The organism is Pseudomonas sp. RW409, assembly GCF_003184125.1.
GTDB classification, from domain to species: domain Bacteria; phylum Pseudomonadota; class Gammaproteobacteria; order Pseudomonadales; family Pseudomonadaceae; genus Aquipseudomonas; species Aquipseudomonas chlororaphis_I.
The window spans coordinates 1231475-1247825 of record NZ_QHHP01000041.1 but is presented as its reverse complement, the minus strand read 5'-3'; the positions used below and the strand labels follow the sequence as shown (position 1 = coordinate 1247825).

The following is a 16351-nucleotide window of genomic DNA, read 5'->3' as shown; positions in this document are numbered from 1 at the left end:
ACCGCTCTAAATATTTTCACCATCGCTGGATTCATATTTAAGGATCCCGTCATTCTGTGTGTTTCTAAGTTTTTTCTGTTAAGAGCTGATTGAGGTGGCTGTACAAGCAGATGGAATTTTAAAGCATTCCTAGGCGGCAAACGATGCTGAGATGGGGTAACAGGTTGCTTTGTATCTGCTGAACTCAAATGTACCTAAGCGTTGTGCGGGCATTTATTTTCTTTCGTTAGGGCGGAGCGACGATGTCTCATAGAAATGGAGCGGAGGTCAGCAGAGAGTTTCAGTTTCCCGCTGAGAGACTTGCCCAACGCTCCGAGTGCATGGATGTGCTGTCCGCCTGAATTCCTCCCCCCTCAGCCTAGGACAGCCAAATCGAAGCGCGATGTGCTGACCTGAAAATTCAGTTTCGATCGGGGCATGAGCTACCATCCCGCATTACGGTTTGAATAAATAGAGTCCCTGGATGCGGAAATGCTACTCAACGTCCCTACGGATCATCTGAAAAAGCCCTGAATTTGCAAAGCAGTCGCTCTGTAACCCGCAGGATTGCTGGGGTGAATTTTTCAAGGGCTGGCTTTTTCAGGCCATACCTAGAGGGAGTCTCGATAGGTTGCGAGGTGGAGGTCAGGGGACCACGGTGATCACCAATGTCCGCCGACTTACCTCGGGAGCCTTGATGGAATCCTGTCTGGGTCAGGTAGGCCTTCCGTCGAATATGGTACGATGGCAGAATTTTTGTGCTATAGCGATTAGGCTATAAAAAACGAGTTATTGAATGTTTAGATATTTCGGGTCTAAGGCCTCAACGGCGCCGGTTGTTGCTGATATAGCTTTAGATGGCTATAAAAATGCCACCGTTGCGGATGCATTCGGGGGGCTCGGTAATATCGGCGCTGAATTCAAAAAAAGAGGGTGTTTAGTCACAGCCTGCGATTTGCTGCATTTCCCTAATGCATTTCAGCACGTAAGATTAGTCTGTGATGGTCTGCCGAACTTCAGCAGAGTTAGGAAGTTTCTAAGCGTGAGTTCGCAAGAGGGTTTGTTAATTCATCTAAATTCTCTTTGTTCTGATGAGGGTTGGTTTGTAAAAGAGTACGCAGAAGTACGTGGTTTTTTTACGGCCGAGAACGCAGCAAAAATAAGCGCTGTTTGGTTAGAGATTAAGTCTTGGAAAACTCTTGAGCTTATTGATGTTGATGAAGAAAAGTTTCTGATCGCTTCCTTGTTGAATAGTATGGATGCTGTTGCGAATACGGCGGGCACCTATTATGCATACTTGAAAAAGTGGGACAGAAAGGCATTGAAAACATTCAGTTTTGAATGGTATCTAGGATTTGTCGAAGGGCCTAGAGGGGTAGCGGTAAGAGGTGATGCCCTTAGTTATCTAAGTGATAAGACATTCGAGGTCCTTTATCTTGATCCTCCTTATAATGGACGAGATTATTCTAGATATTATCATCTTCCTGAAACTCTTGCTAAGTTCAAAGAGGTTTCAGTTGATTCAAATAGTAAATGTGGGCAGCCTGTTGTACGTTCGACAATGGGCGGCCAAATAAGAAATGCAATGAGGTTGCCTTATCTCTTGGATCTTATTAACTCCGTTAGTTGGGAACGGTTGGTGGTGCAATACGCAGATGGAGCTCACATTTGCCTAAATGAGTTAGAGCGAGCTCTGGTCACGCAGGGTACTCTCAAGGTACATGAAATTCCTGCTTTAGGATATCAGTCGACTAATGGCACAAGGCAGCAAATGCATCATGTCTTTATCATTAACAAGTGATCCTCGCTGCCTACCCGACGCTCTTTGTAACCCTCAGGAGCTACTTCCGTTTGCTCGGGTAAAACTCATAGCCTTTGATCTGGATGGAACGCTTATATCTAGCCCGCGCGAAGTCTTGGGCGAACGCCTCATCCATTTGTTTGGGTTGCTGAGCGGTCCTAGTAGAAATGTTCGATTGACTCTCGCTACAGGCAGAACTCTCACCGGCGTGTCTCCAACAGTTAAGCAGCTAGGCGGGTTTAATCGAGTTCCGTTAATTTTATATAATGGTAGCGTTGTTATTGAGCCGGAAAGCGAAAGTTTGGTCACTCATACAAAGATATCAGAGTGTTCTATTGTTCAAATATTGAAGATAGTACAAGGCCTGTCTAGCGTTTCGTTATTTATATATACGGTAGACCCTGAAGCAAAGCTGATAAATGATCTTTCATCTATTGAAAGTGTTTTTTATGTAGGGGCGCCTCAGAGCAAGCCAGAAAGGGACTTCAATGGCATGCCGGTAAAGCTTTTTTCGGAGATGAATCTTGCTAGTGACAAAGTGGTTGCGGCATTGATGAGCGCCACGTTGAGCGAGCAGAAAATAGCTCTAGTCAACGCGTTGTCCAGCGTGTCAGGAATTTCGGTCACTGCAAGTGGATCTACATATGTAGAAATTCGGCCGGAAAAATCTTCCAAGGCAATTGGATTAAAAGTTCTCTGCGATAGATATCGCATTCAGCCCGAAAATGTACTCGCGGTTGGCGATAACGACAATGATGTTGAGCTGTTATCATGGGCAGGAATAAGTGTAAGTGTGAAAAACTCATCTGATGCAGCAAGGGCATCAAGTAAGTTTTACTCTAATCAAGGTGCAGGTAACGCCGCAATTGAGGTGCTCGAAATTGTTCGGCGCGCCCAACGATTATTCGGAAGGACACGGAAGGCATGATTAGTAAAATGCGCGCAGCAAAGGATCCGATACTCAAATTGAGAAGTGATGCTCAGTCTTTTTTTATATCGCCTTATGATTTAGAGAAACGGCTGGAAGCGTTAGGAAGTCATTTGGGAATAGATAAAATCGGTTTGCAGGTTAAAGTCCTAGATGTCGAATATGAGTGGGGACTATGTACTGGTAGTCCTGCCATCAGACATAGCCTAGATGGAGTCGGAACGGATCTCGCCCTTTACGTCGGTGATTCTGCACAGGCTACCGAACTCAGTGTTCAACAACAGCTTCATCACCTCATAACGGCGCTTGTTGATGTATGGGGGCGGGAATATCGGAAGCATGGTGCACTCAACATGCAAGCATCCGATGCAGAAGAAATGCTATTGGAATCGCTTTTGCCGATGTCTATTCTTCATGGAGTTGTTGAGTTTTCCGTAATTTACATAGATTTAGATAATTTTAAAAATGTGAATGATCAATCAAGCCATAGCGAAGGCAATAAAGCGATCAGGCTCGTTTATGGAGAGATGCATAAGCTGTGTAAAGACTTAGGTGGGCTAGCATTAATTGATGGTGGTGATGAGTTTTTGTTGGTTTTACCTTGCGATCAGGCAATGGATGTAAGTTCCCGGCTTTGGGAGCTTAAGAATCGTGTTGCAGAGTTTAGTTTCGGAGCTAAGGATTTTCGCATAGGTATGACCGCAGGAGTTGTTACTAGAAGCTTGGATGAAATAACTCGGGACCTTTCTTCAATAAAAGACATCTGCGAAGAACTTACTAAAGATGGAACGGTTCAGAAGAAAAAGCGACGCGGTACAATAAATTTTGAAAGAAGACAGCCGGCCATTGATGATGAATACAGTTATCAAGCAAAGTTGAGTAACTATCTGAAGTTAGGGTTGTGTCTTTCGAAAAGTCGAAATAAGATTGAAAACTGCTTCGCAGACGAGCGCCTAAATCTAATAGTCAAAGAGGTTAGCCGTCTCTCAGATAATCCACCTGATCCGGCTAAAGTTAACGATGCTGTTTCGGCGGTTTTGACATGGTTTGGTGCAAATCTTACTAAAGAATGTGACGAGCTTTCGCTGCTCACACGATCCGGTCCTGCGTCAGAAATTTCGCAAGGCGCAGTTACAGTCGCTATTTTGCATGCCTTATCTCAAGCCGCTGTTAACTATTCTTGGTCCGACGTCTCAGATGACACACTGGCGCTCAACTGGAGTGATAGTTCTGGGTTGTGCGAGGTCATATTCAATGGGACACCGATTTGGGGAGGCGTTGAAGCAGAGGTAGACGGTTGTTTGAATTTTGGTAATTTAGTTTCTAATGGTGAATTAAATAAATTCGAAGGTATAGCAGTAGGAGTACAAATAGGCTTCGATCAGATTCCGAGAACTCCCGGCGGCAGAAAGCTACCGGAAGATTTTCTGATCGATCATGTTCGTGTAGACGTTAGGCCTAAAACGGGTGGCGGGCTTCCCGATTTTTGGCAGGCGGCGCTGGCACAAGTCGTTTCTGCATTGGATAAAGCTAATAAACCTTCAAAAATTATTATATGGGGTGAAGATGTCGAAACTACCGAAATTTATAAACGGTTGACGGATCCCGAGTCATGGACAAATGACGAAATCGCTAGCCTTACTGGCCTTACTACTAATGTGGTTCAGGATCTAGCCACGCGTCTTCACGAAAATGTTTTAGTGGTAAAGAACGATGAGGAGTTTCTTGAAAGTCTTTATACTTCCTATCAGGCTTTCTCTGGAAGTACAGTAACTGTCGCTAGTGATGCCCGGAGCGAAGAGCCTTCGTTACAGCGCCCTATGGTAAAAGCAGTACCTTTAGAACAGAGCGAGGGAATCGTTTGCACCACTGCGAGAGTCGCGTATCCGCTTATTGTAGATACCCTGCGTAAGACTAATGATGTCCGGTTGGCGACAGATGATTCTGGGCAGGAGCAAAGAGAACTAATAGCGTTTAAGTTAAAGTTGACTAATCCTTCAGAAGATCAGGTTCCAGACTACCTTGTTCGTCAAAAGCAAAATTTGAACGAGTACGCCAGTTCTGTCCTTTTGTTAGAGGGCGGAGTGATAAGAAAAGAGCTGGATAAGGATTCTCAGGTTTTAGCTTATTGTAAGTACTTGGCTAAGTATGTGCGGCAAGTTCACGCGCCACGCTCAACTCGTAGAGCATGTTTGGTGGTTCCTCATGTTCCAGACGATAAGGGAGAACCTCGCCCTCTTGGTTTGATATCAATTTGGTCAACTCCCAGATTCTTGTCTAACTCCGTTATGCTCGATTTTGTATTCGTTTGGCGTACAGTCGAGGCGTTTATTGGGCTGCCCTACAGTTTGTATGGTTCAATACAGTTGGCTGAACAGTTAACTCAAAAAGTTGCAGAGACTGCAGGTTTAGGGGCAGATACAGTCAAGCTTGGAGAGTTGAATTACGTTGCTCTGAGCTTGCACATCGGGAGCGACGAGTTTCATACGCGGGTCGCAAAACAAATTGTAGATATGGCTAGCGACTGATGGCGACGTTTATTGTTGGTTATAAGCATGATGATCCCCCAAATGCTTCCTTACTCACAATGGACTTTAAAGTCGTTAATCATAGCGCCAATTTTTCGCTATGGAAATGCTTTGGCGATATTACACGTGAGCAATTTTTAGAGTTGGAGGTAAGAGGGTATAATAGGATTTTTGAATCCTGTTTTGTAGTTCAACCCTTACAAAGTGCGCATCGCCAAGAAGTGATCCATTTGTTGTTTTTTGAAATTGCTGGTGATACATATAATGCGACCATTGATAAGAGTGTAAATGTTGGCTGTTACGAATCTCTTTATGAAGAGGCTCGTAAACTATGTGCATTTCCTATTAAGAGCGTACTTGATTTCGGCTGCGGACCGGGGACAGTACTCGCTAGTGCTGTATACCGGAATCTTGATAATCTTTTTGGGTTTGATTTTGTTCAAGAAAATCGCGACTATGCAAGTGCGATAGGTCTGGAGGTATTAAATGAACAGCAATTGGATGCGCTTCAACTTGAGTGCTTTGATTTAGTGGTGTGTTGCTATGTGCTGCATTACAGATCAGTGAGTGCAGAGATAATAGCTAAGGTTTTCGACCGTATACGAGTGGGCGGTATATGGGCGGCCAACTTCCATAAATCCCAGGGGGTTATATGGTTTTCGGAGTTACTATCAGTCTATCCGAATGCTGAGATTATAACTTCTCCTTCGGTGTTTGGAGATATGATGTACGTACGAAAGGTTGGTGAGGAATGAGCAAGCAAGATACCTCCGAGCGACGGCCACTTGTTAAAGTGATTGACGAGCACACTGGAAAATCTAGTACATGGTTTTCTAGGTCGGTATTGGCGAAAATAGAAGCTAGAGATAGTTTTATTTGCTCTTCTGCTCAGTTTGATCGTGTAGAGGCGCTAGCGCTACAGGCTGAGCTTAATCCTTATATTAATCCTCACCCAAGTTCCTTATTTCCTAGCGCGGAGGAGCTCTTGTTAGGAGAAGGGACTGTAATTAGTGACGGTCTTGCGCAGGCTGATGGAGATACAGAGGGAGAAGAAATATTACTCCAACTTCTACCTTACTGGATTCAATCGGAGCAACAATCCTATACTGGTAATAAGGATGTTGAGGTTTGGGGGCAGGTGTTGCTCGGAGCTTATGATATAAATAGTCGATTTCCTTCTTTGCTGGAACGAGTGCGCAGCGCTAAGAAAAGAACATCATCTTTGCTTAACTCTAGAACGACCCAATTTTCTCGTTCTGCACATTACATGGGATCCAAAGCTTTTTTTGCTCCATATCTTTCCGAAATTATGCACACCCTGCTTGCTTCAGACACGGTAGTCATTGATCTAATGTGTGGGTCAGGGGCAGCATCGGGATATTTTAGTCGTGAATGGGTTACTCTCGCGTCCGATGCGCAGGAGTTTTCGAGATTACTTGCAAAAGTACAAGGGGGAGGCTTCGATGCTCAGCGAGCACTGAAGGTAGCCGATGAGGTTTTAATATTGGCTCGCTCTCATTATGAGAGCCTTCCTGATTACGTCAAGGCTAATATAGATATTGAGAATGACTTTTTAGCTTCCGAATTGACTCCTTCAGTTAAAAGTCAGTTGTATAAATGGATTTCTGAATACGCTAGGATCAATAATTCCAAAATGGAAACGGCGCAGACCATTTCTGATTTGGTGGCTGAACGGCAGATTGATAATCACACTGCTCCATACCTTTTGTTCAGCACGTATTATGCGAATCTCTTCTTTGGAGTCAGGCAGTCAGCTGAAATTGATAGTTTACGTTACGCCATTGATCAGCTGGGGGATGAGGAGGAGCGTTCATGGGCTTTAGGTGCACTATTGTGTGCCACTAGTTCGTGTGCATATTCATATGGCGGTCATTTTGCGCAACCTAAATTTGATGGTGTTGACGAGGCCCGCTTGAGTTTGCTTGCGTCTGATTTAGTCGTATGTAGAGGGTTATCGATTTCGCACGAGTTTTTTGTGCGGCTTACAAGTTTGGGAGAGGAAAGCTCTAAAACTCGTTACGGAGTAAAGTCGGTCCCTGGTCCTTGGGAGAATGCCGTTAAAGAAGCTGAAAATGATCTCGCCGGTGAGTCAGTCTGTGTCTACCTAGATCCACCTTATACGCGTGATGAATATAGTCGTTATTATCACATCTTAGAAACGCTAGTAAGATATGACTATCCTGTTGTCCAGGACAAGGCATCAATGCCTAAGAGAGGTGATGCCGGTAGGTTTGCATCATCATTTGCGACTAGAAATACTAGGCTGATCGAGGATTTAATTGTTGATATTATCGAGACGTCCTTGAGTAAAGGTTGGTCTTGCCTATGGAGCTACTCAAGTGTTGGAGTCGCGTCAGTTGAAAATATTCTTGATCGTATATCGACTGAGGGAAGGAAGATAGATGTGTTTGGCATGGGGCATTCATATAAGGGACAAGGAAAGCATAAGTCGAAAGCTGTACGAGAGTATGCGATTTTGATTAAAAATTAATTTGTTCCATTATGTATGTTTAGCTCCCGTAATGCCTGTTGCGGGAGCTTTTGCTTTTAATTGGTTTATTTTTTTGCGATTGTTTCTATGTAAACGTCACGGTTTGAAATGCTAATTAATTTCACATAACAAAAAAACTCTGCTGCGCGAATTTTCAAACCGTTGCTTACAAGCTTTTTTAGAGAGTGTGTTTTAGGTGGTGATGTCAACTGCATCGCTTGATCATCCTGTTTTTTTATCTCGCTTTTGATTTTTCCCCTAGAAGAGCTATTTTGGGCAAGTGACTTGATCGAGTCTTTCTTGGAGGTAGGACACGATTCGCCCTCTTTGTTTATGCTAAGGTATTCGGTTAGTATAGTTTGAAACTCGCTTTTTATAATGTCTGCGTCTTCTCCTTCATGAAGCCGATTTATTAGGCGTCTTGCTTTTCGAGACACTTCAATGTACATGTTTCCCACCAGCCTGTGCTGTGATACTTGTTTTTCAAGACCTAAAAAACCAAGTATTGCCGTGGATACGCCTACTAATAATGAAATGGTTGAAATAAATAAGGCTTCATAGCCAGAAATTGGTGTGATAGCTTGAAATACGTCTTTTATGGCTTTGGATGCAATAATGGCTGTCCCTATTACTGAAAAAAGACCAAGTGCTATTCTTCTGATGTTTTTACGGTCTGCAGCGATAAAGTGTCTATCTTTTCCGATTTTTGAGTCTACTTCAAGATTGGCCAATTCTAGGAGGAGGTATTTGTTTCTGTCCATGATTCTCGACTCGTTCCAATGTGTTAATTAGACTGTTTATGGTTTTTCTTCGGTTTTCGAAATCGGGTGAAAATTTATAGCGATAAATTTTTCAGCGATATCGAACAACTCAGTATGGGGATTTCTAGCGTCAGCTTATTATGTTTTTGGGCTTAAAGCGAGTTTCAGCATTGAGAGGGTAAGTTTTCAACGCTGGCGTGAAGTAAGCTATCATATATTTTTTGGCTAATGAGTTTCAATTTGGTGTGTGTGAAAGCGGGCGAATAGGATAGGCTTGTGGCTGATGATGTGAGCGAGCTAGTCGCTTTTGTGACTCGCGATAGCTGAACTCGGTTTAATGTCTAGTGAAAGTGTCCTCTTACATTGATTTGACCGATACCACTTGCACGAATCTGAATTTTTTTCTGGCCGCCTTAGTAGCCTCTTGCTCTGCTACAAGGGAGCTCAGGGTGTCAGCCTCATGTATCATCTCGTGCATGTTGCCTTCAAATTCATTTCCCACCCGCAGCGTGACTCTCAGCCTAGGCGTGAAGCCTTTTGAGACTTTCTTTTTCTTCGCTGCGTTTACCGGTTGTACCGTCACGACATCCGGTACGGTGTCTTGCACGTGTGTGTTAATTGCTGGCGCAGGGGACTGAGAGTCACCGAATAGCGCCCGGCGCATCTCTTCTTCCGTCAATTCTGTATTCATAACATTTCTCATAAGGGCGTTATGTACAACCATGCCGATTCTATCAGCGTAGTCGGACTCTGCAGTAGTCGTCCCTAGGTCAGACCTGAAGCGGTGGATTGCCACCAGTTACCGTCGGGCGTCATCGTCTGGCCGGCAGCTTCATTCGGATGTATAGCTCATTGATACTGCATGCTTGTTTTATCACTGCTTCACATTTACGCTTTGTTCCGCCACGGTCAATCCCGTGGACGGGTGTCAGAACCTGAATTGTTCGAGGCGCATAGCGCCATAGCCAGCTATTAGGTGCTTACATAGGCTTAGCTGCTGCTTTTCTATGGCGGTCCGTGCGGGGCAGGCTTCGGCCTGGCCGGTTCCCTCGGACGCCGGTTTCTGACCCCCGTACGGTCCGCCACCCATTTCGTGTCAGAACGGCTGGGTGGACGGCTCCTTAACTGTCCGAGGAGATAAGGAAAATGACCTGTCCCCCTTTTAAGCTCGTGCGCCACCCCGGCCAAATGGTTCAAGCAGCAAACTATCTCGGAGGATTCCGTGATGTTTGATCTTTCGCTTCTAATCGGCCTCCCCAAACCCAACAGCATCGATACGTCATCGCTCACCCCTGAAGATGCAGCGATTAAACTGCGGCAGGCTGCCACGCTTCGGCTGAATGGAGCCCAGAGTATTCTGCTTCATTTTCCGCAAGACGTTGAGCTGGCAGTAGAGCTATTGGATGACGCCGCCGTTTTGTACGACAAGGCATTCCGAAATTTGACCGGTATTCCAGCTCAAAGCGTTCATCAAAAGATCCATGAGTATGTCTCTGTCCCATCCGCTGAAGGCGCTCCCGCGATTCAAACTCCGTGGGGCGATGAGTTCGCTCCGGTAATAAAAGCGGGTGTTCGTTGCGCAGAGGCTTGGCTTGAAGGCTCATCATTACCGTTATGGTGGGCGCTGTCTCAGAACCGAAAACGTCATCGTCAAGGTGATCCACAAGAGGCATTTGAAGCAGGTTTTCTGCTGCGGTTGCAGCAGACGCTGATCATGCGACGTGAGGCCGTCACTTCCCAATCAACCCGCTTTGATGCCTGAGTCTGTAGTTGACGTTTGAGATTTGCTTTTCGGGCCAAACCCTCCGATCAAGCGATCTTTGATCGCGCCGATCGGAGGGTTCACTCGCTTTTTCTCGAAGCTGCCGCGTTCCACTCTCCCATGCTCAAATTTAATTCCCACCACGCCTGCTTTCACCATCAGTAATTCTCCGCGACTTCCATCGAGCGCAACGTTATTCAGTGTGCGTCCGAGTCTTTTCGTTAGGCATGGATGTAGGTGTGGCGACAGCGGCGACGCCGGCGACAACCCACGCATAAAGTGGTCTGGAGCATGGCGACAGAAGTGGCGACAGTCGCCACTTTCTCAGTGCATTGGCTGTGACGCTTGACCGCTTTTTCGAGTGGGTATAAATATTGGCGCACGGATCGCTGTCGTTGACAGCACCTGCCCAGGTAGTCAGAACCTTCAAGGCTACGCCACTTGGTGGTGGTTCTCCCGAAGTGCGATTAGCGTCCGGCGGCTCGCACGGTCACTCCCCCAAGAGTGATGGATGTCTACTCGATTTATCTGCCCGTTACGGCAGACGATGGACCTTCCTCGCTGCACTGCAGCAACTTCATCTCTCGGCACACTTAGCTGCGCCAATCGGCGCCCGTCTCTTTCTTCTGGAAAGAGACGGGCGCTCGTATCACTGCTGCAATCCACGTCGTACAGGGCATTGCCGCAATTCTCCTCGTGACAATCGGCCTGACAAATCAGATTCGTCACCCTCCGCAACAGCACAGGCACTGGTGCTGCAGCCTATGGAAAGGCTGCACCTGACTGACAGTCAGGCATGCCCCAGGTGTCGATGTTGTTGCCTTCTCCCGCTCAGGATCTCCAGGTGCCGAACTCGTCAGTCGGCACAGCCTCTACCCGCCCGCATCTTCGGATGCGTCTAAGGAGGCCAGATTCATGGGGTCATGCCCTTGCTCCCGGTCGTAAGGAGCCGTTCGTTCCACGTCAGTGAACACCTCACAGGCCGCAGGGGCCTTGATCCCTGATAACACTCAACAGCCGTGGCGGGACTACGTGAGGACAACCAGCAATGAACGAGGAGACGGCCCATGCAGCAGTTAGATCCGAAGCTTGAACTACCAAAACTACCTCGACCGCTGATTGAGTCGAATCCCGTGGCCCAGCCTTATCCGGTGCAGGCACTGGGTGGGATTCTTGGGCCTGCAGTCGAACGCATGGCTGAGGTCATCGGGGTGCCCCAGGCATTGGCTGCACAATCGGTGCTGGCTGCTTCGGCGCTGGCTACTCAAGGTCATGCGGGCTTACAGCTCGATGGGAGAAATTATCCGCTGTCGCTGTACCTGATCACCGTGGCCGCATCCGGCGATCGCAAAACGGCGGCAGATCGTTTTGCATTGCTGCCCGCACGGCAATGGGAGCGTGAGCAGTGGCAGCGCTATCGCGAACAACTCGCCCGGTACCGTGTCGCGCAGCGACAGGCGCAGCGTATCAACCCTGGCGATCCCAACCCCACAAACGGCGTACCGCTTGAAGCGGAGCCCTCAGCACCTAGGCTGATCACCACGGATCCGACTATCGAGGCCCTGATCAAGGGACTCTGCCATGACTTGCCGAGCATGGGCCTGTTCTGTGACGAGGGGGGACAATTCCTCGGTAGCAGCACCATGAGTCGGGATAACCGTTTGAAAGCGGTTACGACCTTGTCGTCACTCTGGGACGGCAGTCCGTTAGATCGCGCGCGGTCCATGGTGGGTGAAAGCTTGCGAGCTTACGATCGACGCCTGAGCCTGCACCTGATGCTGCAACCGTATCTAGCCATGCAGTTACTCAGTGACCCGTTGCTGCAGGGGCAAGGCATTCTCGGTCGCTGCCTCATGACCTGGCCCACCAGCCTGGCCGGACAACGCAGTTATCAGGCTGTCGACTTGTCCAAAGACGCTGTCCTCAAGCGATATCATCACCGCCTTTCGGCTCTGTTTTATCAGCCTTGGTCACTTTCCGCTGACGGAGCCTTGCAACTGTCAAAGCTGAGCCTCAGTCCGCTCGCGCGTCGTCGCTGGATTGATTTGCATGATGCTATCGAAGCTCAACTGGGTGAGTTTGGCGAGCTGGCCAGCGTGCGGCCCAGCGGTTCGAAGGCCGCCGACAACCTTTTGCGCGTCGCCGGCATTTTGGCCGTTGTGGAGGAGAGCAGTGTCGTGGAGGTCGACCATATCCAGCGGGCCTCGGCCTTAGTTGGCTACTACCTCACCGAGATCCAGCGCCTGACCGAGCAGGAGCCGGTGTGCAGGGTAAAAGAAGAGGCGGACCGGCTGTTGCGCTGGCTGCAAGTCAAGGATTGGAAGCGCTTCAGTATTCGAGATCTGAATCGCAACGGTCCCCGCTTTGCTCGCAAGAGCAGTCGTCATGCCGCAAAGCTGCTGGTCGAGTTGATTGATCATCAGTGGTTGATCTCCGACGGCCACACCTTCGAGGTGCGCCATGTTCAATCTTGATGAAGCGCTGCGCAACCATCTGGCTCAACGCGAAAAGGAGCCGAAAGTGCGATTTGTCGCCGGTACTGTCGCCACTTTGTCGCCACGCTCAAAGGTAGGCAAGGCAGGGGTTGTCGCCGGTGTCGCCGGTGTCGCCACCCCCCATAGAACTATCACCTCGACGACCTCCATTATCCAATGGTTGGAGGAGCAGGGCGCGCATCTTTACGTCACCGACAACACGCTGTGTTTTCGCCCGACTGATTGGGCTCAGTTCGCGATCGTAAGTGCGCACTGGCGAGCCCTTTTGCATGAGATCGCAGCAGCCGATCAGGAGCAGAAAAATGGCTCGGGTCGGTAAGCGAGCAGGGCGCAATTTCGGCTTCGGTCGCCAGCTCAGCTATGCCGGAGCGCAAGCACTGAAAGACCTGTTTGGCGACGGCCATTTTGCTACCGTCAAAGCCCATAGTGATCGCTGGCAGGCTTTCGTGCGTTGGTGTCTATCCGAGGAAGGGCCGAGGCTCAATGATGCGCGACAGATCGACCGCGAAGTCCTAATGCGGTACGCCGTCCACGTGCGGGAGCAGGTTGATCAGGGCAACGTCGGCATCGCTACCGCGCAGAACCGACTGTCCAGCGTGAACCGAACGATGGCTGCGCTGCGCGGTGATCAATACGTCAAAATCCCGAGTCCAAGTAAGGCGCTTGGCTTGCAGCGCTCAAGCGTGCGTAGTGAGGCGCCACAAGGCCAAGACCGTGTGCAGGTCAGGCTGATTGCGCAAGCGCTGTCAGAGCGACAGCAACTGAGGGTGAGTGCCATCGTGCTCCTCGCTCGGGAGACCGGCATGCGCCTGCGTGAAGCGATCTTGGCGGACTTGCCCCGGCTGCAACTTGAGGCTCGGCAACTGGGCAAGATCAATATCCAGGACGGCACCAAAGGCGGTCGATCAGGCGCATCGGCACCGCGTTGGATTGCGGTCACTGATCAAGTTCGTGGCGCCCTCGACAGGGCCAGCGAGGCCTCACCCAAGGGCAGTCGGAATCTGTTAACACCTGATGAAAGCTACAAAGATTTCTTACAGACAATCGTACGACCGGCGCGGGACATCATGCATGAGCATGGATTGAAAGGCTTTCATGAACTGCGGGCGGCTTACGCCTGTGAGCGCTATGAACAACTGACCGGCTTCTCCGCGCCCATCAATGGCGGTCGTGGTCAGCGAGAGGATCGAGCACTCGATCAGCGTGCACGTCAGCAGATCAGCCACGAGTTGGGGCATAACCGCATCGACGTGGTGAGTGCCTACATCGGAGGTCGTCGATGAAGTCCGAGTTCGATATGGCGTTGTTTCTGAGCCCCGTGCTCAAAGGTGCGCATGCCACGCGGCAGCGGCATATCAGGCAGGCAGAACGGATGCACGAGGCGATTCGTGAACGCTGGAGTTGTGCGACCCCTTGGTCCTGGAAGGAAAAGCACACCAGATGGTTTTTAGAGCACTACCTGCGTAGCTCAGCACCAGCGACCATCTATTACTATGAGTTAACAGCAGGGCTGATCCGCCGCAGAAAGGCGCAACTCGTGGTTGTCTGATAGATCTTTAAGCGTGAGCCCCTAAGTATGGGAATGCGGAGCCTTCCCATACTTAGGGGCTTGGCCGAAGAAGCGCAGGCATGCGGCTGATTTAGCGACAGTCGCCACTTCAGTCGCCCTGCTGCACGGCACGAATTGTCGCCTGCTCAGCGTATCGGCACGACGTTACGGTCCCTGGTTTGATTGATGGCGGATGCCGACAGGCTGCCGGTGGCTGCCTTCTGGATATGTTCACTCCACCAGGCCATCATCGGACGCCGGCGTTCGATGTAATCCGCCCGGTTGTAGGCGCTTCGAACTTCGTCTTTATCGACATGCGCCAGCGCGACTTCGATTAGCTCCGGATCCCACCCATGCTCATTCAGAATTGTGCTGGCCATGGAGCGCATGCCGTGGCTGACTAAGCGGTCCTGAAAGCCCATTCGTTTCAATGCCATGTTGGCTGTCTGGCTATTCGCGTGGGTGCGCGGATTTCTATCTGACGGGAACACATATTCCCTGTGGCCGCTATGGGGCTTAAGCGTCTCCAATAACGAGAGTGCATGTTCGGTCAGCGGAATTGTGTGCGGACGACGCTTTTTCATTCGCTCCGGAGGGATGGTCCAGATGCGCTTTTCGAAGTCGATGTCTGCCCATCGGGTAGTCGCCGCTTCGGCAGGGCGGGTCATAGTGTGTAGCTGCCATTCGATCAGGCAGCGGGTCGTCCGCTTGATGCTGGCGTTCGCGATTTCCATCATGAGCTCCGGAAGCTCATCTGGTGGTAGCGCAGCCATGTTCTCTTTCTTAGGTTTCTTGAATACCGCTCGAATGCCGCTGAGAGGGTTGGCAAAGATCATTCCGGAATTGACCCCGTAGGTCATGATCTCGTTAAGGCGCTGGCTCACTCGCTTAACTGTCTCGAGGCTGCCTTTGGCCTCAATCGGACGAAGGAGCTTGATGACCATTGGGGCGCTGACTTCGGAGAGAGGCGTTGATTTCATGCTCGGAAAAACATGCAGTGTGAGGGAGCGCCAAATGTCTTCGGCATACGCCGGCGTGACGGAATCCTTCTTCAGCTCGAACCAGGCGGTGGCCACGTTCTCGAAGGTGTGTTCCGTTTCCGCTCGTTTGGCTTCCTGCAGCTCATTGCGCTGAGCTTTTGGGTCGATGCCCTGTGCAAGCAGCTCTCTGGCCTCAACAGTTTTCTTCCTCGCTTGCGCAAGAGAAACCTCGGGATAAGAGCCGAGTGCCATGTTGATTCGATTCTTGGTGATGGGATGCCGGTAGTTGAAATTCCACTGCATCGAGCGATTGACCCTGACTCGCAGTTGGAGGCCGTCGCCATCCGTGAGGACGTAATCCTTCTCTTTCGGTTTGACCGCCTTGAGCTGGCGGTCGGAGAGGCGGGTGGTTTGAGCGCACATGAGAAGTACTCCATGACACCTTTTGGTATTCCCAAGATTAGCGCCGGGTAGCCGGGAATACCATTGGGAATACCAAATTGCCTGGAACTCTAAAAACCTAGAAAGCCCCCAATAGCCATGAAACCCCCGTATTTACTGGATTTCAGGCACAAAAAAAGACGTCCGTGGACGTCTTTAGATGATGAAGTGGTGGAGCCGGGGGGATTTGAACCCCCGTCCGCCAGTACTCCGCTGTCGGTACTACATGCGTAGCCGTGTCTATTGAGTTAACCCTCAGCGACCCGACGGGCAGGGTGCTTTGGGCGAGTTGTGTAAGTTTTAGCCGCTTCGTCCACAACGTACTGCACGGCGATTCTGTTCTGTATGACAATCATTTCGGGTTTACAGACATCCCCTGATGATTGCTGGACCCGAAGGTACCAGAAGGAAGGCTAGCGCCGCTTACGCAGCGAGAGCGTATTCCCCGTAGGTTTCGTCATTGGCAACTATAGGAAGTTGCAACAGTGGATTTACGAGTTCTGTTACCAACTCGGCATGCACCTAAAGTTTCGCAACCGGCGTCGAATCCTAAACGGCCCCGAACCTGCTGTGCATTACCAGCAGGTTTGTACAGTCTACGCCAAAATGGCCCGC

At 49.5% G+C, this 16351-nt stretch carries 13 protein-coding genes and 1 other RNA gene; 10 read left to right on the top strand and 4 right to left on the bottom strand.

Annotated elements, in window-relative coordinates; genetic code table 11:
* The first annotated feature begins 775 nt into the window (after window positions 1-775).
* From DK261_RS26135 to DK261_RS26115, 5 genes are read left to right on the top strand one after another with little or no spacing between them, the layout of a single operon-like run.
* Complete coding sequence (locus tag DK261_RS26135; RefSeq protein ID WP_110176805.1) at window positions 776-1780, top strand: DNA adenine methylase; 1005 nt, start codon at window positions 776-778, stop codon at window positions 1778-1780.
* Window positions 1758-2708, top strand: a complete 951-nt coding sequence (locus tag DK261_RS26130; RefSeq protein ID WP_146218553.1) for an HAD-IIB family hydrolase — start codon at window positions 1758-1760, stop codon at window positions 2706-2708. The genes DK261_RS26135 and DK261_RS26130 overlap by 23 nt, the downstream gene beginning before the upstream one ends.
* Window positions 2705-5236, top strand: coding sequence for a diguanylate cyclase (locus DK261_RS26125; protein WP_110176802.1), 2532 nt, complete (start codon window positions 2705-2707; stop codon window positions 5234-5236). The genes DK261_RS26130 and DK261_RS26125 overlap by 4 nt, the downstream gene beginning before the upstream one ends.
* Window positions 5236-5991, top strand: coding sequence for a class I SAM-dependent methyltransferase (locus DK261_RS26120; protein WP_110176800.1), 756 nt, complete (start codon window positions 5236-5238; stop codon window positions 5989-5991). The genes DK261_RS26125 and DK261_RS26120 overlap by 1 nt, the downstream gene beginning before the upstream one ends.
* Entirely contained in the window at window positions 5988-7748 is a 1761-nt protein-coding gene (locus tag DK261_RS26115) for a DNA adenine methylase (protein ID WP_177411729.1), read from the top strand. The genes DK261_RS26120 and DK261_RS26115 overlap by 4 nt, the downstream gene beginning before the upstream one ends.
* Before the next feature lie 65 nt (window positions 7749-7813).
* Here the strand turns inward: DK261_RS26115 and DK261_RS26110 are convergent, their stop codons facing one another.
* On the bottom strand, window positions 7814-8509 hold the full coding sequence (locus DK261_RS26110; protein ID WP_110176798.1) for an SLATT domain-containing protein: 696 nt from the start codon (window positions 8507-8509) through the stop codon (window positions 7814-7816).
* Window positions 8510-8867: 358 nt separating this feature from the next.
* On the bottom strand, window positions 8868-9200 hold the full coding sequence (locus DK261_RS26105) for a hypothetical protein (RefSeq protein ID WP_110176796.1): 333 nt from the start codon (window positions 9198-9200) through the stop codon (window positions 8868-8870).
* A 534-nt stretch (window positions 9201-9734) separates the two neighbouring features.
* Here DK261_RS26105 and DK261_RS26100 point away from each other — a divergent pair.
* The 5 genes from DK261_RS26100 (at window position 9735) to DK261_RS26080 (ending at window position 14315) form a co-directional block, all read left to right on the top strand.
* The gene (locus DK261_RS26100) at window positions 9735-10271 is read left to right on the top strand and encodes a LasR-specific antiactivator QslA (protein WP_110176794.1); all 537 of its coding nucleotides are present in this window, start codon (window positions 9735-9737) and stop codon (window positions 10269-10271) included.
* Window positions 10272-11338: 1067 nt separating this feature from the next.
* Window positions 11339-12745, top strand: a complete 1407-nt coding sequence (locus tag DK261_RS26095; protein ID WP_110176792.1) for a YfjI family protein — start codon at window positions 11339-11341, stop codon at window positions 12743-12745.
* Window positions 12732-13085: a hypothetical protein gene (locus tag DK261_RS26090; RefSeq protein WP_110176790.1), complete on the top strand. Its 354-nt coding sequence runs from the start codon at window positions 12732-12734 to the stop codon at window positions 13083-13085. The genes DK261_RS26095 and DK261_RS26090 overlap by 14 nt, the downstream gene beginning before the upstream one ends.
* The gene (locus tag DK261_RS26085) at window positions 13069-14049 is read left to right on the top strand and encodes an integrase domain-containing protein (protein WP_110176788.1); all 981 of its coding nucleotides are present in this window, start codon (window positions 13069-13071) and stop codon (window positions 14047-14049) included. Before DK261_RS26090 ends, DK261_RS26085 begins: the two co-directional genes overlap by 17 nt.
* Entirely contained in the window at window positions 14046-14315 is a 270-nt protein-coding gene (locus DK261_RS26080; protein WP_110176786.1) for a hypothetical protein, read from the top strand. The genes DK261_RS26085 and DK261_RS26080 overlap by 4 nt, the downstream gene beginning before the upstream one ends.
* A gap of 146 nt (window positions 14316-14461) precedes the next feature.
* Here the strand turns inward: DK261_RS26080 and DK261_RS26075 are convergent, their stop codons facing one another.
* Together DK261_RS26075 and ssrA are read right to left on the bottom strand one after the other, a co-directional pair.
* Complete coding sequence (locus tag DK261_RS26075) at window positions 14462-15718, bottom strand: integrase domain-containing protein (protein WP_110176784.1); 1257 nt, start codon at window positions 15716-15718, stop codon at window positions 14462-14464.
* A 187-nt stretch (window positions 15719-15905) separates the two neighbouring features.
* Window positions 15906-16297, bottom strand: a transfer-messenger RNA (tmRNA) gene (ssrA, locus tag DK261_RS26070).
* Window positions 16298-16351 lie beyond the last annotated feature (54 nt).